The organism is Marinobacter daqiaonensis, assembly GCF_900115285.1.
Taxonomy (GTDB): Bacteria; Pseudomonadota; Gammaproteobacteria; order Pseudomonadales; family Oleiphilaceae; genus Marinobacter; species Marinobacter daqiaonensis.
On the sequence record NZ_FOYW01000001.1, the window covers coordinates 1582648 to 1605184 of the forward strand.

Consider the following 22537-nt stretch of genomic DNA (forward strand, 5'->3'; position numbering starts at 1 on the left):
TCGAAAACGTCCATGTTTTCGAAGGTCCCGGAAAGCCCCACCCGATCACTGGCCCCCGGCTCCGAGTAAATTCCGGTGAGGCCAGACGCAAATGAATATGAACGTCTTGACGAGAGAGAATCCGACAAATGCTGAGTATCAAGAACCTGCACGCATCCGTTGAGGGCAAAGAGATCCTCAAGGGCATTAACCTGGAGATCAAGGCCGGGGAGGTCCACGCCATCATGGGGCCGAACGGTTCCGGCAAGAGTACCCTGTCCCAGGTGCTGGCGGGTAACGAGGCATTTGAGGTTACCGAGGGGGAAGTCACTCTCAACGGTCAGAATCTGCTTGAGCTGGAAACCGAGGATCGGGCGCTGGAAGGTATTTTCCTGGCGTTCCAGTATCCGGTGGAGATTCCCGGCGTGAGCAACCTGCAGTTCCTGCGCACCGCGGTGAACGCCGCGCGCCAGCATCAGGGTCAGGCAGAGATGAATGCCGCCGAGTTCATGAAGCTTGCCAAGGAGGTCTCGAAGCAGGTGGACCTGGATCCGGCATTTCTGAAGCGGGGCGTGAATGAGGGCTTCTCCGGTGGCGAGAAAAAGCGCAACGAGATCATGCAGGCCCTGCTGCTGCAGCCGAAACTGGCCATTCTGGACGAGACCGACTCCGGTCTCGACATCGATGCCCTGAAAGTGGTTTCCGATGGTGTCAATGCCCTGCGGGCGGAAGACCGCGCGATCCTGATGGTGACCCACTACCAGCGTCTGCTGGATTACATTGTCCCCGACTACGTGCACGTGCTGGCCGGCGGCCGGATCATCAAGTCCGGCGGCCGCGAGCTGGCGCTGGAACTTGAGGAGCGTGGCTACGGCTGGCTGGGCATCAAAGACGAAGAAGCAGCAGCCAACTGATCGAGGAGGTCGCGGAATATGAAATCAGCACCGACGCTTTCCAGCGCCTTCCTGAAGCCGGCCGGGGAATCCCTGCCGCAACCCCTGCTGGCACTTCGCAAGGAGCGCGGCAAGGCCCTGGTGGACATGCCCCTGCCGACCCGAAAGACAGAGAACTGGAAATATTCCAGCCGCCATCTGAAGTTGTCGGATGAGCTGGCGAACTCGCTACCCGCCGGCGGCGCCACCACCGACGCCGCTGCGGGCGGCTACCGGATTGTTATTCGCAATGGCGTGGTGGATGCCAGCACCAGTGTGCTGCCCCAGGTCGAGGGCCTCTCTGTCCAGCGGTTCGCGGACCTGACGGATGAGGACGCGGCTGAGCTTGCCAGGTCGCTGGACAGCACCCTGGATACCAGGGCAACCCAGATGGCGAGGCTGAACTCGGCGCGGTTTGAAGATGGCCTGCTGATTCGGCTCAAGCCTGACACTGTGGTGGACCAGCCACTGTTCGTGATTCACGAAGTGACCGCCACCGCCGCCGGCTCCGCTTTTCCGCGGATTTACGTGGACGCAGGTCGTCACAGCGGGATGACCCTGGTGGAAGAGTTCCTGTCCAGCGGTGATGAGTCCGCCATGGTGGATGCCGTTACCGAATTCACCCTTGCTGACGGTGCCCGGATCACTGGCGTCCGGCTCGTTGCGGAAGGCCAGAATATTCAGCACATCGGCGCCACTGGTGTCCGCCAGCTCCGCAGTTCGCGGTTTGAAAGCCATTGCGTGGGCTTTGGCGGCCCGCTGCGGCGTCACGATCTGCGGGTGCGCCTTGAGGGGGAAGGGGCCGAGTGCAAGCTCAATGGTGTCGTGGTGACCCAGGACAAACAGCACTACGACAACCATACCTGCATCGACCACATGGTGCCCAACTGCAACAGCGAGGAGACTTACCGCAACATTGCAGCGGATGAGTCCCATGCGGTCTTCAACGGACGTATTCATATTCACAAGGACGCCCAGAAGTCCAACGCGAACATGAACAACAAGAACCTGCTGCTATCAACCGGCGCTGAAATCGACACCAAGCCGGAACTGGAAATCTACGCCGATGACGTCAAGTGTGCCCACGGCGCCACCATCGGCCAGCTCGACGACACCTCGCTGTTCTATCTGGTGTCCAGGGGGATCGCCCGCCGTGAAGCCAGCGTATTACTGACCATGGCGTTCATCAACGAACTGGTGGCGCAGATTCCGGTGGAGCAGGTTCGAAACAGCGCCAATGAGCGCCTGAACCAGTTCTTTGACGACGCATTCAGGGAGGCCTGATCCGGTATGACCGATCTCTCCGTGGCAAACAGTGCCAGTAAAGCCAGCTTCGACGTTGAGGCCGTGCGCCGGGACTTTCCGATCCTGTCCGAACAGGTCAACGGCAAGCCCCTGGTGTACCTGGACAATGGCGCCTCGACCCATAAGCCTCTGGCGGTCATGGAAGCCATGGATGGTTATTACCGTCATATGCATTCCAACGTTCACCGTGGCTCTCACACCCTCGGCGATCGGGCCACCATGGCCTTTGAGGGTGCCCGGGAGACAGTGCGGCGGTTCCTGAATGCCGGCAGCACCCGGGAAATCATCTGGACACGGGGCACCACCGAGGCCATCAACGTGGTGGCCAATGGCCTGGCACCCAGGCTGAGGCCGGGCGACGAGATCCTGGTCAGTCATATGGAGCATCACTCCAACATCGTGCCCTGGCAGATGGTGGCGGAACGCACCGGCGCCAAAGTTGTGCCGGTTCAGGTGACGCCGGAGGGGGAACTGGATCTGGATTCCTTCAACAGCCTGCTGGGCGAGAGAACCCGGATACTGGCCATCACCCATGTGTCCAACGTACTGGGTACAGTGAACCCGGTGGCGGCTCTCATCGAGCAGGCCAGGGCCCGCGGGGTGATTACGGTTCTGGATGGTGCCCAGGCGGTCCCCCATTTCAAGCCGGATGTGCAGGCGCTGGGCTGCGATTTCTATGCCTTTTCGTCCCACAAGCTGTTCGGGCCCACCGGCATTGGTGTCCTCTACGGCAGGGAGCAACTGCTCGAGGAAATGCCTCCGTTCCAGGGCGGCGGCGAAATGATCGAGCGGGTCTCCTTCGAGCGCACCACCTGGAGCACCCTGCCATACAAGTTCGAGGCCGGCACTCCGGCCATCGCCGAGGCGGTGGGACTGGCAGCAGCCATTGACTACCTGGACAGGCTCGACCGCCGGGCCATGGAAGCCGCGGAGAATGCCCTGCTCGTGCGGGCCAATGAGCTGGTAGCGACGGTGCCTGGGATGAGCGTGATCGGCACCGCGGTCCGAAAAATGCCAGTGATGTCCTTTAAAATCGAGGGATTACACCCCAGTGATATAGGAACCCTGCTGGACCAGCAGGGCATTGCCGTGCGCACTGGTCACCATTGCGCCATGCCGCTGATGGATTTTTACGGGGTTCCCGGTACAGCCCGGGCGTCCTTTGCGTTCTACAATACGCTGGAAGAGGTGGACACCCTGTTCGCCGCTCTGCAGAAGATCCAGCGCCTGTTTGCCTGATGGAGGTGGACCCATGAAAACTGAAACCTTCACGCCGACCATTGGCGTCACAATGACCCCTACTGCGGTCAACCATGTACGCAAACAACTGGCGAAAAAGCCCGAAGCCCGCGGCATCCGCCTCGCCATCAAGAAAAGCGGCTGCTCCGGTTTCAAGTATGAGACCCAGTGGGTCGAAGATACCGGCGCGGACGACGAAGTGTTTTCCGTGGACGGCGTGGACATCTACGTAAAGAAAGAACACCTGCCCATGGTGAACGGTACCGAGATCGATTTTGTCACCCAGGGCGTCAACTCCATGTTCGAATTCCGCAACCCCAACGCCACGGCGGAGTGTGGGTGTGGTGAGAGCTTCACTACGGCTTAAAAGACCTTTTTTGCCACGAAATCCACGGAAGGACACGGAAAAAAGAAAAGGAAAAGGGAAAAGATAAAGAGCTTTAGCCAGGGACGACACGGATAATCACAAATGAAAAGATTGAAAACCGAAAGAATCTTTTGTTTTTTGTCCGTGTCGTCCGTGGCTAGATTTTTCATTTCTTTATTTTTCCGTGTCCTTCCGTGGATTCCGTGGCTAACCAAACGAAAGCGAGGCCAGTACAGGCATGCAAGAACGGGAAGTGGTCCTGACCAAACGCGAGGTGGAAGCGCGCCTTGTTCCCACCGGAACGGAAATCATGATTCCGTCGGATACCTTCGTGACCATTACCCAGTCACTGGGTGGCACCTTCACCGTTGCGGTCAACGGCAACCTCGCCCGCATTGAAGGCCACGATGCTGACGCCCTGGGCAAGCAGCCCCTGGAAAGCAGCTTTGAGACCCCGGCGGACGGCACCATTAACGAAAACCAGGTGTGGGAAGCACTGCGCAACTGCTACGACCCGGAGATTCCGGTGAACGTCGTGGACCTGGGCCTGATCTACAACTGTCGGATAGAGAACGACACCGAAGAGGGCAACCATGTCTACATTCTCATGACCCTCACCGCCGCCGGCTGCGGCATGGGGCCCGTGATTACGGATGACGTGAAGCGCAAGGTGGAGCACGTCCCCAACGTGGACAAGGTCACCGTGGAACTGACCTTCGATCCGCCCTGGAACAATGACATGCTCACCGACGAAGCCAAACTCGAATTGGGCATGCTTTAACGGCTATTTTTGGCCACGGAATCCACGGAAGGACACGGACAATCACAGACGAAAAGACTAAGTACTAAACGATCTTTTTGTATTCGTCCGTGTCGTCCGTGGCTAAACTGTCTTTAAAGAAGTCGCCCAGCGGCCAAACCCGAACCACAGACCTTGCAGGTTTATGACAGCGACCAAACAGCAGTTCCTGGAAAACCCCCTCGGCACCGATGTCACCCTGGACGACGTCAGGGAAGCCTTCGAACTCCTGGGCGACTGGGAGGAGCGGTACGCCTACATCATCGACCTGGGCAAGCAATTGCCGACGTTCCCCGATGACGAGCGACTGGAAGAGAACTTTGTTCACGGCTGTCAAAGCCAGGTCTGGCTCATCCATCATTATGACGAAGACAGTGGCAAACTGTTCCTGCTGATCGACTCGGACGCCATGATTGTCCGTGGCCTGGCCGCCATCATCCTGGTGGCCCTGAATGGCAGGACACCCCGGGAGCTGCTTGCCACCGACGTGGACGAGCTCTTTGAACAACTGGACCTGTTCCGACACATCTCCCCGACCCGGGGCAACGGCCTGAGGGCCATGGTGGGCAAGATCCGCGACATTGCGGCGCAGTATGTAACTACCTGATTTTTGCCACGGAATCCACGGAAGAACACGGAAAAATAAAGAGCTGAAAAAAGATTAGCCACGGACTTGCACGGACAAAAACAAAAGATATTTTCAGGTCATTAATCTTTCGTCCGTGATTATCCGTGGCTAATAATTCTTTTCTCTTTTCTCTTTTCTTCCGTGTTCTTCCGTGGATTCCGTGGCAAACCCTCTTCTTTTCAGTACTTACCAGACAATCGCAATATCCCCCCGCTGGATATTCTCCAGAGAGCCGTACTCCGGCATCAGGCCATTGGCATACTCCGGGAATACGCTGTCCAGGGTGACCCTGGCGTCCGCGTTCAGCAGTTCGGGGGCCGCGCCCGGGCTGTCGAAGTGGGTATAGCTGCGGTACAGCGACAGCTTGTCACCAGGGCGCAGACCAGCGGTGGCGCCGGATTCAAGGGTAACCTTTCTCCCCTCCACCCGCATGACCCGGGTCATGAAGGGCTGGCAGGCCAGTGCCTGCTGAATGTCTGAACGCATGGCGTCAATCACCCGCCCGACCTCCTGGCCGAACTCGGTTTCCTGGAAGCCCACGGAGCCGAAGCCCACAGAAGCCCCCTTGCCTGCATTCCAGCGACCCTGGGTCTGGAATCGCTTCTGGTAGACCGGCGAGCCACTGAAACCGTCAAAAACCATAAGATCGGCAACGAATCGCCGGTTCTGATTACTGGTCCCTATACCCCGACCAATCCTGTGGAGAACCGAACTGCCCCAGGCAGAGGGATCTTCCACTGCAATATCCCGGATAACACCCGTCACCACGAACTGGGCGCCCATTTCGCTGGCAATCCGGGTTACGTTGGTCAGCCGGTTATCGAACTGCTGATGGGTGGGCGCGGTCGTCACATTATCGAACAGCTGAAGATTGGAAGCGCCAAGAGTCTGGAGGTTGCCCTGGGCCTGAAGCCGGGCCTGGAGCAACTGCGGCAACACCTGTCCAGCATCCTCGAGGCGGCCATGGCGGGCCTGTCCGGGATGCTCCAGGGTGAATCCGGCTATGGCGACCCGCTTCTTGAGACCCGCGGCATCCCCAACCTGGCATCGGCCCGCGCCTTCGGACACGTCGGCCCTGAGGGTCAGCCGCAGGGTATTACCCAGTTGGCGCTCATCCAGAATCTCCACGTGCCGGGCCCGCGCGCTGGATGCCACGGTCAGGCGTGAGTCCGTCACCACGCCATTCTCCATGGTGTCCTCACTGCTGATGTGGGCGTCATATTGCAGCGCCAGATCCCGCATAGCAGCCTGGCGGGCATCCTCTCGAGCCGCCTCAATATCACCGGCGCGGATCGTGGCCATCCCCGTGCCCTCCAGAACCACGCCATGAATCTGGCCCAGGGAAAGCATCGACAGGCCAAGAAGCGCCGCCAACCTGAAAATTCCTCTGCTCATGGAAATACCCGGTCAATCGAGATAATAAAGGGAGTCGGTGCCTTCACCGGCGACCACATCGCCCATGGAATCGTTGACGCGAGGCATGGGCATCGGACAAAGGGCGCCGACATCCCGGTCACTTACCCGCGAGACACACTGACGGAAACGGGGCTCGAGTTTCAGCTCCATCACGGTTTCCACCACGCCGTCGCTGTGTTCATTCACCGCGACCAGCTTGGCGCCCCGCAGGTAGCTGTCAACGTAGGTACGGAACATATCGTTCCGGGCCACGAAATCGTTGACGGTGGAGCTGCCATAGACCACCGTGCCGTATACCCGTTCCGCCAGATTGCGGTAAGCGTCCAGTTGCGAGGCCCGCCGGGCCATCAGGCGCTTGCGCGTATCCAGGCGGTCGCCCCGGGCGTCCTCATAGGTACCGAAACCGCTGACCCTCACCACAATGGGATCGAACTTCCCGTCCGGTTTCTCCAGCTGCCCCTGTTCTTCATAGCGGTAATAGCCGGTAGGCGCGCAACCGGCCAGGGCTACGGCCAGCAGAATTAGGATCCAGTATGACTTCATGGGTTTCTCCGACATTCACGAACGGCGATTCAAACATTTCCGGTTACCATGAAAAAAACGCGCCAACAATTCCATCCATCTGTTTCTGCTTTGGTTTCCCTCCCCTGCAGCTTGCATATTCTCAAGAACGGCAAGAATCCGCCGCCCTTAGGATGCCCTTGCGCCGGTTTTACAAATCTCGAACAGTCCGTTACCCGATCAACGCAGAACTGCGTCACATTATCCAATACCCTGCTTCCCTTCCCCTGATTTTTCTGGCCGCTGAGCCATCAACAACACCCGTACCGGAAGTCTGATCCTATGAAGCTGTCTCGCCTCGCACTGGCCATTGGCCTGTCCACCGCATCCACCGTTGCCCTGGCCGCGCCCCAGTCATTCAACACGGCCCGCTCCTTTGCCATGGGCGGCACCGGGGTTGCCATCGCCCATCCGACAACGGCCAACAGCGCCAACCCGGCCATGCTGGCTGCCGATCACCATGAATGGTCCGACGATCTGGGACTGATCCTCCCCTCGGTCAACGCGCGCTACGCGGATGAGGAGGAAGTGATCGATCAGGTTGATGGTATCCAGACAGTCATTGATGAATTCAACAGCCTCCAGCAACAGCTTGAGACGAATCCCACGGTCGAGAATGCCGACGCCCTGGGCGATGCGGCGGGAGACCTCCGCGACCGACTGCTCGCTTTTGACCGGGACACCGTCCGGATCGATGCGGCAGCGGGCCTGAGTCTCGCTGTACCAGGCCAGAAGCTGGCGGTGGGGGTATTCACCAACGGCAACCTGCGCGCCACGGTGCGGGGCGAGCTGTCTGACGATGACATAGCCTTCCTTAACGACGTGGTGGACGCGGCCCGGAATCAGGATCCGAACGCCATTGATAATCTCCTGGCGACGCGCACGAACAGCAATGGTGATATCGAGTTTACCTCCCGCGGCAGAGTCCTGGCGGCGGGTGTGGTTGAGGCAGGGGTCAGCCTGGCCCGTCCCTTCAATCTGGGCCTTGAACATCCGGTACAGCTGGGCGTTGCCCCGAAGTACGTGCAACTCCGAACCTTCCAGTACACCGCCATCGTCAATGATTTCGACGAAGAAAATGCGTCCGAGGGCAACTACGAAACCACCAAGAGCGGCTTCAACCTGGACCTGGGGGTCGCCTACGCTTTTGGCTCCGAGCGCCAGTGGAACTCAGCCATCGCCGTCAAGAACGTGATTCCGATGGAACTGGATTCCGCCTACGACCTGACCAAAGGCGAGGAAGAGCGTACCCTGGAGCTGAACCCCAAGGTCACCGTCGGCATCGCCCACACCGGCAGTTTTCATGTGCTGACGGCGGAAGCCGACCTGACCAAACAGGAAGCCTTCGGCTATGAGGACGACACCCAGTGGATCGCCGTAGGCGCTGAACTCGATGCCTGGCGCTTCGCGCAACTTCGCCTGGGAGCCCGTCACAACATTGCCAGCAATGACGATAGCAACGGCATTGAAGAGAAAACACAATTCACCGCCGGCCTTGGTCTTTCGCCGTTCGGTGCGCGCCTGGATGTTGCTGGTCTGGTGAGCGACGCCGACGTAGGCGCCGCCATCGAGCTTGGTTTCGCTTTCTGAGCGCCATCCCGTAACCGAAAAGCCCGCCTGACTTCCCTCGGCGGGCTTTTTCTTTGCCCGAACGCCACCCGACCCGGATAATCACCCGCACACACTCTGGCAGGCTGACGAGGCTATGGAAATCTATCTGGTGGGCGGTGCGGTTCGGGACGAGCTTCTGGGCATTCCGGTGAAAGACCGGGACTGGGTAGTCGTCGGTGCAACCCCGGAAGACATGCTTGCCCGCGGTTTCAAACAGGTGGGCGCGGACTTCCCCGTATTCCTGCACCCCAGAACCAAAGAGGAATACGCACTCGCCCGCACCGAACGCAAGCAGGGCCATGGTTATCATGGTTTTACCGTCTACAGCGCCCCGGATGTCACCCTGGAGGACGATCTGGTACGACGGGACCTTACCATCAACGCCATGGCAAGGGCTGAGGATGGCTCACTTGTGGATCCCTTTGGCGGACAGCGGGACCTTGAAGACCGGTGCCTTCGCCATGTATCCGAGGCCTTTGCCGAAGACCCCCTGCGCATCCTGCGCACCGCACGCTTTGCCGCCCGGTTTCACCACCTGGGTTTTGGGGTGGCCGGGAAAACCATGGCTCTCATGAAGCAGATGGTTGCTGACGGGGAGGTGGAACACCTGGTGCCGGAACGGGTCTGGCAGGAAGTCCAGCGGGCCCTGCATGCAACCACGCCAAGGGCATTTTTCGAGGTGCTTCGCGATGCCGGAGCGCTTGCGGTACTGATCCCGGAACTGGGCGATAAACACCATTTCCGGACGGCGATGGCTGCCCTCACCTGTACCATTGAACGAAATCTGGCAACGGCGGGCCGGTTTGCCGCCCTGCTCTCGCCTCTGGCTTCGGACGTAGCCGAAGCCAGAGCAGGCGCACTCAAGGCCCCTAATGACTGCAGGGAACTGGCTCGACTGGTTGGCGAGCTTTTCCCGAAGTTCCATGAAGGCGAGTTATCGGCCAAAGAGGCCCTGGAGATATGCAACCAGGCGGATGCCTGGCGCCGGCCAGGCAGGTTCCGCGAGCTACTGGTCACAATGAGGTGCCTGCAGGGAGGACCTTCCGCCAAGGAAATTCAGGACCTCGGCGATGCCGTGGCCGATGCCCGGTCGGTGGATGCTCACACATTGATGGCCCAGGGGTTCAAGGGCAGGGAGCTGGGTGAGGCCATCCGGCGGGAGCGACTTCGCTGCTTCGAGGCGCGGTTTCCAGACGAATCCGATTAAAGCCTTGCCCCGGGGCCCGGAGGCGCCAGGGGTTTTCCCTGGCCTGAGGGTGAAGATGCCATGAGGCGCTGGATGGTCCTGTTTTCCCCACCGCAATTCAGGGGCCTTCCCTGGCGGCCGCCTTGCTCCGCGCCATCCTTGGCGCTGTTCCGAAAACAGGACCATCCAACACCTCCTCATTGGCTTACGGGATATCGCCTTTCGGGCGGTTCGGTCTCTCTCGGGCTGATATCAATGCTTGCGATGCTACGGCTGGGTTGGGTCAACAATTTCGGATAGAATTGTCAGTCCTCTCAGTGCGGATACCACACAGGTCTGACCGGTATCCGGTGGGGGTGCTTCCGCAGCAGCGCCAGGGATGTCGTGGTACAAGGTCGGCACAGGATGTGCCGTGATTTATGGCGGAGGAAGCGGCCCCTCCGGATACCGAGCCCCCAGGTTCGATATCCGGGGGCAACAAACATTCAACCGGAGATCCCCCCATGCAAGACGTAGTCATCGCAGCCGCTAAACGCACCGCCATCGGCACCTTTGGCGGAGCCCTGTCCAGCCTGCGGGCGGACCAGCTCGGCAGTGCCGTCATCAAGGCCCTGCTGGAGGAAACCGGCGTCGCGCCGGAGCAGATCAACGAAGTCATCCTCGGTCAGGTCCTGACCGCCGGTAGCGGTCAGAACCCCGCCCGTCAGGCATCCATCAATGCCGGCATCCCCGCCTCCGTGCCGGCCATGACCATCAACAAGGTCTGCGGCTCCGGCCTCAAGGCCGTGCACATGGCGGTCCAGGCGATCCAGCTTGGTGATGCCGACATGATTCTGGCCGGCGGCCAGGAGAGCATGAGCCAGTCGCCCCACGTGGTACCCAACAGCCGCAATGGTCAGCGGATGGGCAACTGGACCATGATCGACACCATGATCCATGACGGTCTCTGGGATGCCTTCAACGACTATCACATGGGCATCACCGCCGAGAACATTGTCGAGAAGTACGGCATCACCCGGGAGGAGCAGGACGAATTCGCCGCCGCCTCCCAGCAGAAGGCCGCAGCCGCACGGGCTGAAGGGCGCTTCAATGCGCAGATCGTCCCGGTTCACGTGCCCCAGCGTAAGGGAGAGCCCGTGGTGGTGGCACAGGATGAAGGCCCGCGCGACGGCACCACTGCCGAAGGCCTGAGCAAGCTCAAGGGAGCCTTCAAGAAGGATGGCACCGTTACTGCCGGCAATGCCTCAGGGCTGAACGACGGCGCTGCTGTCGTTCTCGTCTGTAGCGCGGCCAAGGCAAAGGAACTCGGCCTGACACCGCTTGCCACCATCAAGGCCCATGCCAGTGCCGGGGTGGACCCCCAGATCATGGGCACCGGGCCAATCCCCGCAAGTCAGCGCTGCCTGGAAAGAGCTGGCTGGACGGTGGATGACCTGGACCTGATTGAAGCCAACGAGGCTTTTGCCGCCCAGGCCATTTCCGTGAACCGGGACATGGGCTGGGACACCAGCAAGGTAAATGTGAACGGCGGCGCCATCGCCCTGGGTCATCCCATCGGCGCTTCGGGCTGTCGGGTGCTGGTCACGCTACTCCACGAGATGCAGCGCCGCGACGTGAAAAAGGGCCTCGCCACCCTCTGCATTGGCGGAGGCATGGGCGTCGCCCTGGCTGTCGAGCGCTGATACCCCGGTGTTCAACATCGTGCTCTATGAGCCGGAGATACCGCCGAACACCGGCAATATCATCCGGCTCTGCGCCAATACCGGCTGCCTGTTGCATCTGATCGAGCCCCTGGGGTTCACCCTGGAGGACAAACAGATGCGGCGGGCCGGTCTGGACTATAGCGAGTACGCCCGGGTGAAGGTGCACCCCGACTATGCCGCCTTCCTGGAGACCGAGCAGCCGCAGCGGCTGTTCGGCCTGACCACCAAGGGAAGTCGGCCCTACCATGAGGTCAGCTACCAGGCTGGCGACTACCTGATGTTCGGCCCGGAAACCCGCGGTCTTCCGGAGAATGTTCGAGAGGGTCTCGCAGAGGGCCACCGCCTGCGCATCCCGATGCTGCCCCACAGCCGCAGCCTGAACCTTTCCAATTCCGCTGCGGTGGTCGTCTACGAAGGCTGGCGACAGCTGGGATTCCCAGAAGCAACCTGAAACAGGATTGGCTGTAGAGTCGGCCTGCTGGCAAGTAGGATAGCCGCATCAGCGGAGGTGTATTCTTCGCTGGCAGGCCAGCTCCTACAGGGGGGGGGGCGTGACCGGAATTTCGGGGGTGGCCTGATAACTGACCGCTATTTCTCGGATAGCCTGATAACTGACCGGAATTTCCGGGGCTGCCTGGCAACTGTAGGAGCCAGCCTGCTGGCGAGGACCGGACCTCACCATATGAGGCCGCCTCTTCGCTGGCAGGCCAGCTCCTACAGGGGAGCGTAACCGGAATTTCGGGGGGTGACCGGATAACTGACCGCTATTTCCCCGGTGGCCTGACAACTGTAGGAGCCAGCCTGCTGGCGAGGCGGTCAGCCGCAGAACTGGCGGGTGCCATCTTCGCCAGCAGGCTGGCTCCTACAATGTATGACTGAGCGTGAGCTCCGGGATCAGTGAGTCTGCTGACCCTCAGGGGAGGCATCGCCCTGGGCCTTGCCCTCCTGCTCCTGCTGCTTGCGCTTCACCGCCTGGGCGAAGATGGCGTCGAAGTTCACCGGCGCCAGCATCAGGGCGGGGAAACTGCCCTTGGTGACAACGTTGTCGATGGTTTCCCGGGCATAGGGGAACAACAGGTTCGGGCAATAGGCGCCCAGCATCGGAGGCACCTGCTGATCCGGGAATCCGTTCAGCAGAAAAACGCCGGCCTGCTGGATTTCCACCAGGTAGGCAACCTTCTCCTCCACCTTCGCGGTGATGGTAATGGACAGCACCACCTCATACTGGGTGTCGCTGATCTTGTTGTGGGAGGTATTCAGGTCCATGTTGACCTGGGGCTTCCACTGCTCCTGGAAGACCAGGGGAGCATTCGGTGACTCGAAGGACAGGTCCTTCACATAGATACGCTGCAGCGCGAACTGAGGCTGGTTTGCGTTCTCGTTGCCGGCAGCGGCCTGCTGATTGTTCTCAGCCATGATCTTTCCCTTTTGTGTTCAGAGTGTGTCGTTATTTTTTCACCAGCGGAAGGTTGGACGCCCTCCAGTCGCCGATACCACCGCTGAGGCGCACCACATTGTCGTACCCTTCAGCGTTCAGCTGCTTCACCGCCATGGCGGAATGCTGGCCCATCTTGTCGACCACGATAATGGTCTTGTCCTTGTGCTTTTTCAGCTCACCGGCACGGTCCTTGATGGCATTCAATGGAATGTGGACGGAGCCGGTAATGCGGCCCTCATTGAAGTCTTTCCGATCCCGGATATCCACCACCACGGCCTCGTCACGGTTGATCATGTTCACGGCCTCCTGGGCGGAAACCTTTTTTCCGCCGCGGCGGCTTTCCAGGAGCACCAGTGCTATCAGCAGTGCAGCGAAAACGGAAACCAGAATGTAATGATTTACAACGAACTCGAACAACCGTTCCATGAACCTGTCCCGAAAAAATAATTTGGGCGGATTATACACACCCTCCGCCGGTGACAGAAGGCGCGTTCCGTAGCCCAAGGTGCCTAAAACAGGTTAGAATCCTCGTTCAAATTTCCAGGCGCCTCCGCAGACCCGGGGCTCCGCAACCACACCGGATTGAGCAATGACCAGCACTCGCAAGACGACGGCACTGATCATACTGGACGGCTGGGGACATCGCGACCCGGCGGACGACAACGCCATCAGCAATGCCAATACCCCGTTCTGGGACAAGGCCTGGGCCGAGCAGCCCAAAACACTGATCAACACCTCAGGCATGTTTGTCGGGCTGCCCCAGGGGCAGATGGGCAATTCGGAGGTCGGTCACATGAACCTGGGGGCCGGCCGGGTTGTCTACCAGAGCCTGACCCGGATCGACAAGGATCTTGAGGACGGCACCTTCCAGCAGAACCCCGCCATGTGCGCGGCGGTGGACAAGGCGGTGGCCAATGGTGGCGCCGTTCATCTGCTGGGACTGCTGTCACCCGGTGGCGTTCACGCCCACGAGGATCACATCCTGGCGGCTGCCGAGCTGGCGGCCCACCGGGGCGCCAGACGAGTCTACATCCATGCCTTCCTGGATGGTCGTGACATGCCACCGCGCAGCGCCCGCCCTTCCCTGGAAAAGGCGGATGCCAGGATGAAATCCCTCGGTGTCGGGCGCGTCGCGTCCATTGTGGGCCGCTACTTCGCCATGGACCGGGACAACCGCTGGGACCGTGTCGAGCAGGCCTACAACCTGCTGACCCTTGGAGACGCGGAATACACGGCACCGAACCCCCTGGCGGCCATTGACGAGGCCTATGAGCGAGGCGAGAACGACGAATTCGTCAAAGCCACCCGCATTCAGGGCGACAAGGAGCCGGACGCCACCATAAACGATGGTGACGCAGTGCTCTTCATGAACTTCCGCGCGGACCGCGCCCGGGAGATTACCCGCTGCTTCGTGGACGAGGATTTCGACGGTTTCCGCCGCCGGAAACATCCTCGCCTGGCGGACTTCGTCATGCTGACCCAGTACGCAGCGGATATCGACACCTCCTGCGCCTATCCGCCGGAGCAGCTGGCGAATGGTCTCGGCGAGTACGTTTCGGCCCAGGGCAGGACCCAGCTGCGAATCGCAGAAACCGAAAAGTACGCCCACGTCACCTTCTTCTTCAATGGCGGGAAAGAAACGCCCTTTGAGGGTGAGGACCGCATCCTGGTGCCCTCACCGCAGGTGGCCACCTACGACCTGAAACCGGAAATGAGCGCCCCCGAGGTGACCGACAGGCTGGTGGAAGCCATCAGGAGCCGCAAGTATGACCTGGTGGTGTGCAATTATGCCAACGGCGACATGGTCGGCCACACCGGCAAGCTGGATGCCGCCATCAAGGCCGCAGAGTGCGTGGACCAGTGCGTTGCCCGCATCGCAGAGGCTCTTGAGGAAGTGGGTGGTGAAGCCCTGATCACCGCCGATCACGGCAACTGCGAACAGATGACCGATCCGTCCTCGGGACAGGTCCATACTGCCCACACCATTGGCCCTGTTCCTCTGGTCTATCTTGGCCCGCGCGAGGTTTCCCTCAGGGATGACGGCAGTCTCAGCGACGTGGCACCGACACTGCTCAGTCTGATGGGAATGGACCAGCCCCGGGAAATGACCGGCCACAGCCTGGTAGAGCTCAGCAACCGCTGAGCGATATAGCCGGCAATGTCTCCGACGTCTCCAGTCGCCACGCTGACCAGAAGCGCCACCGGAATTCTCCGGCTGGCGCTTTTTTGCGTTCTTCTGCTGGCAACGGGAATGGCCGGTGCCGAGCAGCAGGTGACTCCGGCGCAGGTGGAGGCCCTCAAAAAGGAAATTGAAAAGATTGACCGCTGGCTGTCCGATGCCGAAAAGGACCGCAGCCAGCTGGAACGCACCCTGGCTCAGACCGAAAAGGACATCAGCCGCCTGACCCGGGAGCGCAGGGAGCTACAGGACCAGCGCCGGCAACAGGAGCAGGAGCTGGCGACGCTGCAAAAAAGCGAGAAGATCCTCGAACAGACGCTCAGCCAGCAGAAAACCGCACTGAAGAAACAGCTGCGGGGCGCCTGGATGGAGGGCAAGGCGCCCGCCATCAAGGTACTGCTCAACGAAGCCAGTCCGGAAGAAATCGCCCGGACCATGACCTACTACGAGTACCTCAGCGGCGATAACCTTCAGCGCCTGGAGACCTTCAATGCCACCCTGGCGGAACTGAAGCAGACCCGCCAGCAGAAGCTGGAAGCCAGGAGCAACCTGGTGCGGCTGGAAGAGCAGGTTGCCAGTCGACAGAAGGAGCTGAAGGGTCAGCAGGCGAACCGGGAGCGAACCCTGGCGGCCCTGAAACAGGACATCGATGAGCGCCGCACCGAGCGGGGCGTCCTCGAAGCGGACCGCGAACGCCTGGAAAAACTGCTCCGGGAAGTGGAAGAGGCCATAGCAAGCATTCCCTCCCCCACCGAAACCGAGCCCTTCCAAAAACGCCGGGGGAGCATGCCCTGGCCGGCGAAGGGCAACCTGGCGGCAGCCTTCGGCGGTGCCATGGCCCAGGGTCATCTTCGTCGCAACGGTATTCTGCTGAACACCGCCGAAGAAGCTGACGTTCAGGTGGTCCACTACGGCCGTGTCGTCTTTGCCAACTGGCTGAGGGGGTTCGGCATGATGACCATCGTCGATCACGGTGATGGCTACATGACGCTCTACGGCCACAGCTCGAGCCTGCTGACGAGTCCCGGCGACTGGGTCCAGGCCGGTGAGACCATTGCCCTGGCCGGTCGGTCCGGAGGCACCGAGGATCCCGCTGTATATTTTGAACTGCGTCACAACGGCAAGCCAAAGAATCCCATGGGGTGGTTCGGCAAACGCTAACTGACCGTTTCTGCGGCAAAACCGTGGCTGACAAACACAGTGCGTGACGCCATACTGGCAGCAATGCCAATGAATCCAAGCCTTCAAGACAGGAATGCTGAATGAAACGGGTTATCCAACGTCGTAAATCCAGAGTGCTCGGCGGTGTACTGTTTTTTCTTTGCCTGCAGGGAGCCGTTGCCCAGGGCCAGGAAGCCGTCAGGGCTGAGTCCGCTCCCGGTGCTGCCGTAGACGAACAACCGGCCGCCCTGCCGCTGGATGACCTGCGCAAGTTCACGGAAGTGTTCAGTCGTATCAAGGATGCCTATGTCGAGGACGTGACAGACCAGCAGCTGCTGGAGAGCGCCATCAAGGGCATGCTCTCCGGGCTTGATCCCCATTCCGCCTACCTCGAACCTCAGGAATACGAGCAGCTGGAGGAAAGCACCACCGGCGAGTTTGGCGGCCTTGGCATCGAGGTGGGCACCGAGGACGGCTTCGTCAAGGTCATTGCTCCCATCGATGACACCCCGGCAGAGCGGGCGGGCGTTCAGGCGGGGGATCTGATCATCAAGCTGGATGACGAACCCGTAAAGGGCATGTCGCTGCAGGATGCGGTCAGCCGGATGCGCGGCAAACCCGGCACCACCATTACCCTGACCATCATCCGGGATGGCGAGAGCGCGCCCCTGGAAATCGAAGTGGAACGGGCCGTCATCCAGGTTACCAGCATCAAGTCGCGGATGCTTGAGCCAGGCTATGGCTATATTCGCATCACCCAGTTCCAGGACGAGACCGGCAGACAGTTCATTGACGCGATAAAGGCCCTGATGTCAGAGCACGGAGGCACCCTCGACGGCCTCATTGTCGACGTTCGCAACAACCCGGGCGGGATCCTGCAGGCTGCGGTGGCAACCTCCGACGCACTGCTGGATGAGGGCCTGATTGTCTACACCGAGGGTCGCATACAGAGCTCCCGGCTGCGCTTCAGCGCCAAGGCTGGCGATGTCTCCGAGGGAACCCCCATCGTCGTGCTGATCAACGGCGGCTCCGCCTCCGCTTCCGAGATTCTTGCCGGAGCATTGCAGGATCATGAGCGCGCCGTGATCATGGGCACACAGTCCTTCGGCAAAGGTTCGGTTCAGACCGTTATTCCCCTGGACGAAACTCATGCCATCAAGCTGACCACGGCCCGCTACTATACGCCGGACGGACGCTCCATCCAGGCCCGTGGCATAGCGCCGGACATCGAGGTTCGCCCCGCCACCCTCACTGAAATGGAGGGCGGCCCCATGTTCAGCGAAGCGAGCCTGAGCGGTCACCTGGAGAATGGAGAAGATGGCGCTTCCGGGAAAGGGCGCCAGCAAGGCGGTAACACCGAAGTGAGAAACGACTATCAGCTGCGCTCGGCCCTGAACCTGCTCAAGGGCATGAACATTCTGGGCAAGCGGGGAGCCGACATCGAGTGAGTCTTTTTGCAACGCTGCTGGGGCTTGCCCTGCTGGCCCCGGCCCTGGCACTGGCGGATATCAGCGCAGAAGGGGAAAGCGCCCTCCAGCCCACCATCGCCATCATTATTGATGACATGGGCCACAACCCGGTGGAGGGCGCTCGGCTGATCGGACTGGAACAGCCCCTGACACTCGCCTTCCTGCCCTACCGCCGATACACCACCCGCCTCGCCACCCTGGCCCATCGCCATCACAAGGAAGTCATGCTCCACGCGCCCATGGACAACACCCGGAAGATCGGCCTGGGGGCCGGTGGCCTGACAGCGGAGATGGACAGGGACGACCTGATCCGGACCCTACGGCGCTCCCTGCAGTCCGTCCCCCATGTCCGGGGCGTCAACAACCATATGGGCAGCCTGCTGACGCAAATGCCGGAGCCCATGGCCTGGATCATGGAAGAACTGCACAATTACCCGGTCTATTTCGTGGACAGCCGGACCATTGCCAGCTCCGTCGCCGGCCGGACCGCCGCTCTGAATAACATCCCCACGGTCACACGGGATGTCTTCCTCGATCACGAACAGACCGAAGCCTACATCGACGCCCAGTTCAGACTCCTGGTCGAGAAAGCGCGCAAGAACGGGACGGCAATCGGTATCGGCCACCCCCACACGGTTACGGTGGATTATCTGGAGAAAACCCTGCCGGAACTGGATGAAGAGGGCATCGCGGTGGCCACGGTGAGCGCGGTCTGGGCGATACGCAACGGAAACCGCCGTATGTTTGCGGAAGGCGAGAAGCAGGAGATCGTGCCTGCCATGGCGTCCAAACAGGACTGAATTTTTTGCCACGGAATCCACGGAAGGACACGGAAAGAAAAGATAAAAAACGGTTGGCCACGGACGACACGGATAAAGCAAAAGATTATTTTGATAATTGATCTTTTTCGTCCGTGAATGTCCGTGGCGTTCTTTGCTGTTTTTTCCGTGTCCTTCCGTGGATTCAGTGGCTAACCGGAAATCAGTCCCGCACTTCAATGCCCTGGGCTTTCATGAAGGCCTTGGCCTCGGGAATGGTGTGCTGACCGAAGTGGAAAATGGACGCCGCCAGGACCGCATCGGCGCCACCCTGAAGTACACCGTCAGCCAGGTGCTGCAGCTCCCCCACCCCGCCGGAGGCAATCACCGGAACAATCACTGCGTCACTGATGGCTTTTGTCAGGCCCAGGTCAAACCCTATCTTGGTGCCGTCCCGGTCCATGCTGGTGAGCAGCAACTCGCCCGCACCCATGGCGACCATCTTACGGGCCCACTCCACGGCATCCAGGCCGGTGGGCTTGCGGCCGCCGTGGGTGAAGATTTCCCAGCGGGGTTCTTCATCCCCCTCACTGACCCGCTTGGCGTCGATGGCGACCACGATACACTGGCTGCCGAAACGCTCTGCCGCTTCCTTCACGAACTCGGGGCTGAACACCGCGGCGGTGTTGATGGACACCTTGTCGGCACCGGCGTTGAGGAGTTTGCGGATGTCCTCGACGGTTCGCACCCCGCCCCCCACGGTGAGGGGAATAAACACCTCCGCCGCCATGCGCTCGACGGTTTCGTAGGTGGTGTCGCGGCTTTCGTGGCTGGCGGTGATGTCGAGGAAGGTAATCTCGTCGGCGCCCTGCTCGTTGTACTTGCGGGCCACTTCCACCGGGTCACCGGCGTCGCGGATATCGACGAAGTTGACGCCCTTGACGACACGCCCCTTGTCCACGTCCAGGCAGGGAATGATTCGTTTTGCCAGTGCCATGGGTAGCTCCTCAGGATCTCTTCAGGCTATCGCAGTAGGCCTGGGCTTCGGCCACGTCCAGGGTGCCTTCGTAGATGGCGCGGCCGGTGATGGCACCCAGAATGCCTTTGTCGGCCACTGTGGCGAGGCGTTTCAGGTCGTCCATGTTGGTGACACCGCCGGAGGCAATCACCGGGATGCCGCAGGCTTCCGCCAGGGCGGCGGTGGCTTCCACGTTGACGCCCTGCATCATGCCGTCGCGGCTGATGTCGGTATAGACGATGGCCTCCACTCCGTCATCCGCGAAGCGTCTGGCCAGGTCGGTGGCCATGACTTCAGAGACTTCCGCCCAGCCGTCGGTGGCAACCCGGCCGTCTTTGGCGTCCAGGCCAACAATGATGCGTCCCGGGAACTGCTTGCACATCTGGGTGACGAAGTCCGGCTCCTTGACCGCCTTGGTGCCGATGATCACCCACTGCACCCCTGCCCGCAGATAGGCTTCGATGGTGTCCGCGGAGCGGATGCCCCCACCGATCTGGATGGGCAGGTTGGTATACCTGGTGGCGATGGCACGAACGATTTCGCCGTTGACCGGCTCGCCGGCGAAGGCGCCATTAAGATCGACCAGGTGCAGGCGGCGGGCGCCGGCCTTTACCCAGCGTTCGGCCATTTCCACCGGATCGTCGCCGTATTGGGTGGAGTCGTCCATTCGCCCCTGGCGGAGGCGAACGCATTTGCCGTCTTTCAGGTCGATAGCGGGGATGATCAGCATGGATTTTTTCCTTTGGCTCTGGGCCTTTAACCTTGGGGCTTTTGCCGCCCGTGCTCTGGCAGGTGGAAGCCCTTTCCGGGACACGCCGTAGATACGTCCCTGTAGGCTCTTCAAAAACATCCCTGTTTTTGAAGGTCCCGGAAAGGGCTTCCACCCACCAGATCACTACCTTTGGCGGGGCCCGCTTGATGGTCGGATCAGTTTCCGGACCAACCAGCAAAGTTTTTCAAAAGCTGCAGTCCCGCCCGGGCACTTTTCTCCGGGTGGAACTGCGCCGCAAAAATGTTGTTTCTTGCCACTGCGGCGGCAAGGTCGACCCCATAGTGGGTGCGGCCGGCGATGTCTTCGTTGCCGGCGGATTCAACGTAGTAGCTGTGAACAAAGTAGAACCGGTCGCCATCGTCGATGCCGTGCCACAGGGGATGATCGATGGTCTGCCAGACCTGGTTCCACCCCATATGGGGCACTTTCAGGCGTTCGCCGTTCTCGGTCAGGTTATTGCCGAAGAAGCGGACCTCGGAGTCAAACAGGTTGATGCAGTCCACGCCGTTGTTTTCTTCGCTGCGGGACATGATGGCCTGCATGCCCACGCAGATGCCGAGGAACGGGCGGTCCACGGAGACCTCCCGTACCAGCTCGTCCACGCCCAGGCGGCGGATTTCAGCCATGCAGTCACGGATGGCGCCTACGCCGGGCAGGATGACCCGGTCCGCCTCGCGGATTTCGTTGGCGTTGCCGGTGACCAATACTCTTGTGCCCGGGGCGACATGCTCCACAGCCTTGCGGGCGGAATGAAGGTTGCCCATGCCGTAGTCGATTATGGCGACGGTGTTCATAACGGAGTTATCGGTCCAAGAAGGTTCAGGGCCGCTTACAGCGACCCTTTGGTGGAAGGCATGATACCTGCCATGCGCTCGTCCATTTCGATGGCCATGCGCAGGGCGCGGCCGAAGGCCTTGAACACCGTTTCGACCTGGTGGTGGGTGTTCTGGCCCTTCAGGTTGTCGATGTGCAGGGTCACCATGGAGTGGTTGACGAAGCCGTGGAAAAATTCCGAGAACAGGTCCACGTCAAAGCCACCGACCGAACCACGGGTGTAGGGCACGTCCATAACCAGTCCCGGGCGACCGGAGAGGTCGATGACCACCCGTGACAGGGCTTCGTCCAGTGGTACATAGGCATGGCCGTAGCGGCGGATACCTTTCTTGTCGCCGACAGCCTGCTTGAAGGCCTGACCCAGGGTAATACCGATATCTTCCACGGTGTGGTGGTCATCGATGTGCAGGTCGCCAGTGGCCTTGATGGTCAGGTCCACCAGGCCGTGGCGGGCGATCTGGTCCATCATGTGCTCAAGGAACGGCACACCGGTATCGAAACTGGATTTGCCGGTACCGTCGAGGTCGATTTCAACGGTAATCTGGGTCTCAAGGGTATTACGCTCTACCCGAGCCTTGCGGTCGGCCATGGAAACTCCGGAAGTTGCAACGAGTGCTCAATGAAAACAGAGCGCCATTATACCCGCAAAGGATGGCGCCGTCCTGCCTCTGGGCCTATGACGTTCATAGCAGGCTCCGACACGGAGCTGGTCAGAACGCCTTTTTGAGATTGTTCATGTAGGTGTCCACCAGGCCGTTGAACTCATGCTTGACCACCGGGCTGATGGCCAGCTTGAGCAGGCCTGGTAGCGGCAGGCTCAGTTCGGCACTGGTCTGGAATCTGGCCCGGGTGGTGTTATCGTCCACGGAGGTTATGGTCCAGCTGCCACGGACCAGACCGTTACCTTCACCCCTGACCGGTTCCCAGGTCACCTTTCCAGCGTCTTTGTCTGCACGATATTTGCAGGCGTAGGCTGTCTGGATGGAGTACTTGTCGACACCGATCTTTTCCATTTCCCAGCGATAGGTGTTATCGCCCAGGTCCACGAGCTGGTCGACCTTGGGAAAGTGGCTGACCGACCTTGGCACATCGGAGAGCAGCTCAAACACCTCATCATAGGAAGCGGCCAGCTCGATTTCTCGATTCAATTCGATGGATACCGTAAAAGCCACGCCATTGTCC

At 60.4% G+C, this 22537-nt stretch carries 23 protein-coding genes; 14 read left to right on the forward strand and 9 right to left on the reverse strand.

Annotated features, from left to right (window positions below):
• Positions 1 to 128: 128 nt before the first annotated feature.
• From sufC to BM346_RS07315, 6 genes are all read left to right on the forward strand, one after another.
• Complete coding sequence (gene sufC, locus BM346_RS07290) at positions 129 to 893, forward strand: Fe-S cluster assembly ATPase SufC (protein ID WP_092010227.1); 765 nt, start codon at positions 129 to 131, stop codon at positions 891 to 893.
• Positions 894 to 911: 18 nt separating this feature from the next.
• Positions 912 to 2195: a Fe-S cluster assembly protein SufD gene (gene sufD, locus BM346_RS07295; RefSeq protein ID WP_092010229.1), complete on the forward strand. Its 1284-nt coding sequence runs from the start codon at positions 912 to 914 to the stop codon at positions 2193 to 2195.
• 6 nt (positions 2196 to 2201) lie between these two features.
• A complete protein-coding gene (locus BM346_RS07300; protein WP_092010230.1) occupies positions 2202 to 3455 on the forward strand; it encodes an aminotransferase class V-fold PLP-dependent enzyme in 1254 nt (417 codons plus the stop codon).
• Positions 3456 to 3468: 13 nt separating this feature from the next.
• The gene (locus BM346_RS07305) at positions 3469 to 3822 is read left to right on the forward strand and encodes a HesB/IscA family protein (protein WP_092010232.1); all 354 of its coding nucleotides are present in this window, start codon (positions 3469 to 3471) and stop codon (positions 3820 to 3822) included.
• A 238-nt stretch (positions 3823 to 4060) separates the two neighbouring features.
• On the forward strand, positions 4061 to 4603 hold the full coding sequence (gene sufT, locus BM346_RS07310) for a putative Fe-S cluster assembly protein SufT (protein ID WP_092010234.1): 543 nt from the start codon (positions 4061 to 4063) through the stop codon (positions 4601 to 4603).
• Positions 4604 to 4766: 163 nt separating this feature from the next.
• Positions 4767 to 5228 carry a SufE family protein gene (locus BM346_RS07315; protein ID WP_092010236.1) on the forward strand — a complete coding sequence of 154 codons (462 nt, stop codon included), beginning with the start codon at positions 4767 to 4769 and terminating at the stop codon, positions 5226 to 5228.
• A 207-nt stretch (positions 5229 to 5435) separates the two neighbouring features.
• Here BM346_RS07315 and BM346_RS07320 read toward each other — a convergent pair whose 3' ends face one another.
• Together BM346_RS07320 and BM346_RS07325 are read right to left on the reverse strand one after the other, a co-directional pair.
• Positions 5436 to 6644: a flagellar assembly protein T N-terminal domain-containing protein gene (locus BM346_RS07320; protein ID WP_092010237.1), complete on the reverse strand. Its 1209-nt coding sequence runs from the start codon at positions 6642 to 6644 to the stop codon at positions 5436 to 5438.
• Between the two features lie 12 nt (positions 6645 to 6656).
• Positions 6657 to 7208 carry an LPP20 family lipoprotein gene (locus BM346_RS07325; RefSeq protein WP_092013436.1) on the reverse strand — a complete coding sequence of 184 codons (552 nt, stop codon included), beginning with the start codon at positions 7206 to 7208 and terminating at the stop codon, positions 6657 to 6659.
• Between the two features lie 300 nt (positions 7209 to 7508).
• On the opposite strand from BM346_RS07325, the gene traF reads away from it, so the two are divergent.
• From traF to trmL, 4 genes are all read left to right on the forward strand, one after another.
• Entirely contained in the window at positions 7509 to 8816 is a 1308-nt protein-coding gene (gene traF, locus BM346_RS07330; protein ID WP_092010239.1) for a conjugal transfer protein TraF, read from the forward strand.
• Positions 8817 to 8931: 115 nt separating this feature from the next.
• The gene (locus tag BM346_RS07335) at positions 8932 to 10044 is read left to right on the forward strand and encodes a multifunctional CCA tRNA nucleotidyl transferase/2'3'-cyclic phosphodiesterase/2'nucleotidase/phosphatase (RefSeq protein WP_092010241.1); all 1113 of its coding nucleotides are present in this window, start codon (positions 8932 to 8934) and stop codon (positions 10042 to 10044) included.
• Positions 10045 to 10526: 482 nt separating this feature from the next.
• Positions 10527 to 11705, forward strand: a complete 1179-nt coding sequence (locus tag BM346_RS07340; protein ID WP_092010243.1) for an acetyl-CoA C-acetyltransferase — start codon at positions 10527 to 10529, stop codon at positions 11703 to 11705.
• A 7-nt stretch (positions 11706 to 11712) separates the two neighbouring features.
• Entirely contained in the window at positions 11713 to 12177 is a 465-nt protein-coding gene (trmL, locus tag BM346_RS07345) for a tRNA (uridine(34)/cytosine(34)/5-carboxymethylaminomethyluridine(34)-2'-O)-methyltransferase TrmL (RefSeq protein ID WP_092010245.1), read from the forward strand.
• A 443-nt stretch (positions 12178 to 12620) separates the two neighbouring features.
• Here trmL and secB read toward each other — a convergent pair whose 3' ends face one another.
• Positions 12621 to 13142 (reverse strand): protein-export chaperone SecB, encoded by a 522-nt coding sequence (gene secB / locus BM346_RS07350; protein ID WP_092010247.1) that lies wholly within the window; start codon positions 13140 to 13142, stop codon positions 12621 to 12623.
• 31 nt (positions 13143 to 13173) lie between these two features.
• Complete coding sequence (locus BM346_RS07355; protein ID WP_092010249.1) at positions 13174 to 13590, reverse strand: rhodanese-like domain-containing protein; 417 nt, start codon at positions 13588 to 13590, stop codon at positions 13174 to 13176.
• Positions 13591 to 13753: 163 nt separating this feature from the next.
• On the opposite strand from BM346_RS07355, the gene gpmI reads away from it, so the two are divergent.
• From gpmI to BM346_RS07375, 4 genes are all read left to right on the forward strand, one after another.
• Positions 13754 to 15307: a 2,3-bisphosphoglycerate-independent phosphoglycerate mutase gene (gene gpmI, locus BM346_RS07360; protein WP_092010251.1), complete on the forward strand. Its 1554-nt coding sequence runs from the start codon at positions 13754 to 13756 to the stop codon at positions 15305 to 15307.
• Positions 15308 to 15322: 15 nt separating this feature from the next.
• Complete coding sequence (locus BM346_RS07365; RefSeq protein WP_227662868.1) at positions 15323 to 16504, forward strand: murein hydrolase activator EnvC family protein; 1182 nt, start codon at positions 15323 to 15325, stop codon at positions 16502 to 16504.
• A 101-nt stretch (positions 16505 to 16605) separates the two neighbouring features.
• Positions 16606 to 17952 carry a S41 family peptidase gene (locus BM346_RS07370; RefSeq protein WP_092010255.1) on the forward strand — a complete coding sequence of 449 codons (1347 nt, stop codon included), beginning with the start codon at positions 16606 to 16608 and terminating at the stop codon, positions 17950 to 17952.
• Positions 17949 to 18773, forward strand: a complete 825-nt coding sequence (locus BM346_RS07375; protein ID WP_174805147.1) for a divergent polysaccharide deacetylase family protein — start codon at positions 17949 to 17951, stop codon at positions 18771 to 18773. The genes BM346_RS07370 and BM346_RS07375 overlap by 4 nt, the downstream gene beginning before the upstream one ends.
• A 181-nt stretch (positions 18774 to 18954) precedes the next feature.
• On the opposite strand, the gene hisF is transcribed toward BM346_RS07375, so the two are convergent.
• From hisF to BM346_RS07400, 5 genes are all read right to left on the reverse strand, one after another.
• Positions 18955 to 19728 (reverse strand): imidazole glycerol phosphate synthase subunit HisF, encoded by a 774-nt coding sequence (gene hisF / locus BM346_RS07380; protein WP_092010257.1) that lies wholly within the window; start codon positions 19726 to 19728, stop codon positions 18955 to 18957.
• Between the two features lie 10 nt (positions 19729 to 19738).
• Complete coding sequence (hisA, locus tag BM346_RS07385) at positions 19739 to 20479, reverse strand: 1-(5-phosphoribosyl)-5-[(5-phosphoribosylamino)methylideneamino]imidazole-4-carboxamide isomerase (RefSeq protein WP_092010259.1); 741 nt, start codon at positions 20477 to 20479, stop codon at positions 19739 to 19741.
• Between the two features lie 197 nt (positions 20480 to 20676).
• Entirely contained in the window at positions 20677 to 21315 is a 639-nt protein-coding gene (gene hisH / locus BM346_RS07390) for an imidazole glycerol phosphate synthase subunit HisH (protein WP_092010261.1), read from the reverse strand.
• 35 nt (positions 21316 to 21350) lie between these two features.
• Positions 21351 to 21944 carry an imidazoleglycerol-phosphate dehydratase HisB gene (gene hisB / locus BM346_RS07395; protein ID WP_092010263.1) on the reverse strand — a complete coding sequence of 198 codons (594 nt, stop codon included), beginning with the start codon at positions 21942 to 21944 and terminating at the stop codon, positions 21351 to 21353.
• Positions 21945 to 22065: 121 nt separating this feature from the next.
• A complete protein-coding gene (locus BM346_RS07400; RefSeq protein ID WP_092010265.1) occupies positions 22066 to 22527 on the reverse strand; it encodes an SRPBCC family protein in 462 nt (153 codons plus the stop codon).
• Between the last annotated feature and the right edge of the window lie 10 nt (positions 22528 to 22537).

Excerpts from the sequence above, each read along its gene's own strand:
- sufC (WP_092010227.1), top strand. The coding sequence starts at position 129 with ATGCTGAGTATCAAGAACCTGCACGCATCCGTTGAGGGCAAAGAGATC.
- sufD (WP_092010229.1), top strand. The coding sequence starts at position 912 with ATGAAATCAGCACCGACGCTTTCCAGCGCCTTCCTGAAGCCGGCCGGG.
- BM346_RS07300 (WP_092010230.1), top strand. The coding sequence starts at position 2,202 with ATGACCGATCTCTCCGTGGCAAACAGTGCCAGTAAAGCCAGCTTCGAC.
- BM346_RS07305 (WP_092010232.1), top strand. The coding sequence starts at position 3,469 with ATGAAAACTGAAACCTTCACGCCGACCATTGGCGTCACAATGACCCCT.
- sufT (WP_092010234.1), top strand. The coding sequence starts at position 4,061 with ATGCAAGAACGGGAAGTGGTCCTGACCAAACGCGAGGTGGAAGCGCGC.
- BM346_RS07315 (WP_092010236.1), top strand. The coding sequence starts at position 4,767 with ATGACAGCGACCAAACAGCAGTTCCTGGAAAACCCCCTCGGCACCGAT.
- BM346_RS07320 (WP_092010237.1), bottom strand. The coding sequence starts at position 6,644 with ATGAGCAGAGGAATTTTCAGGTTGGCGGCGCTTCTTGGCCTGTCGATG.
- BM346_RS07325 (WP_092013436.1), bottom strand. The coding sequence starts at position 7,208 with ATGAAGTCATACTGGATCCTAATTCTGCTGGCCGTAGCCCTGGCCGGT.
- traF (WP_092010239.1), top strand. The coding sequence starts at position 7,509 with ATGAAGCTGTCTCGCCTCGCACTGGCCATTGGCCTGTCCACCGCATCC.
- BM346_RS07335 (WP_092010241.1), top strand. The coding sequence starts at position 8,932 with ATGGAAATCTATCTGGTGGGCGGTGCGGTTCGGGACGAGCTTCTGGGC.
- BM346_RS07340 (WP_092010243.1), top strand. The coding sequence starts at position 10,527 with ATGCAAGACGTAGTCATCGCAGCCGCTAAACGCACCGCCATCGGCACC.
- secB (WP_092010247.1), bottom strand. The coding sequence starts at position 13,142 with ATGGCTGAGAACAATCAGCAGGCCGCTGCCGGCAACGAGAACGCAAAC.
- BM346_RS07355 (WP_092010249.1), bottom strand. The coding sequence starts at position 13,590 with ATGGAACGGTTGTTCGAGTTCGTTGTAAATCATTACATTCTGGTTTCC.
- gpmI (WP_092010251.1), top strand. The coding sequence starts at position 13,754 with ATGACCAGCACTCGCAAGACGACGGCACTGATCATACTGGACGGCTGG.
- BM346_RS07365 (WP_227662868.1), top strand. The coding sequence starts at position 15,323 with ATGTCTCCGACGTCTCCAGTCGCCACGCTGACCAGAAGCGCCACCGGA.
- BM346_RS07370 (WP_092010255.1), top strand. The coding sequence starts at position 16,606 with ATGAAACGGGTTATCCAACGTCGTAAATCCAGAGTGCTCGGCGGTGTA.
- hisF (WP_092010257.1), bottom strand. The coding sequence starts at position 19,728 with ATGGCACTGGCAAAACGAATCATTCCCTGCCTGGACGTGGACAAGGGG.
- hisA (WP_092010259.1), bottom strand. The coding sequence starts at position 20,479 with ATGCTGATCATCCCCGCTATCGACCTGAAAGACGGCAAATGCGTTCGC.
- hisH (WP_092010261.1), bottom strand. The coding sequence starts at position 21,315 with ATGAACACCGTCGCCATAATCGACTACGGCATGGGCAACCTTCATTCC.
- hisB (WP_092010263.1), bottom strand. The coding sequence starts at position 21,944 with ATGGCCGACCGCAAGGCTCGGGTAGAGCGTAATACCCTTGAGACCCAG.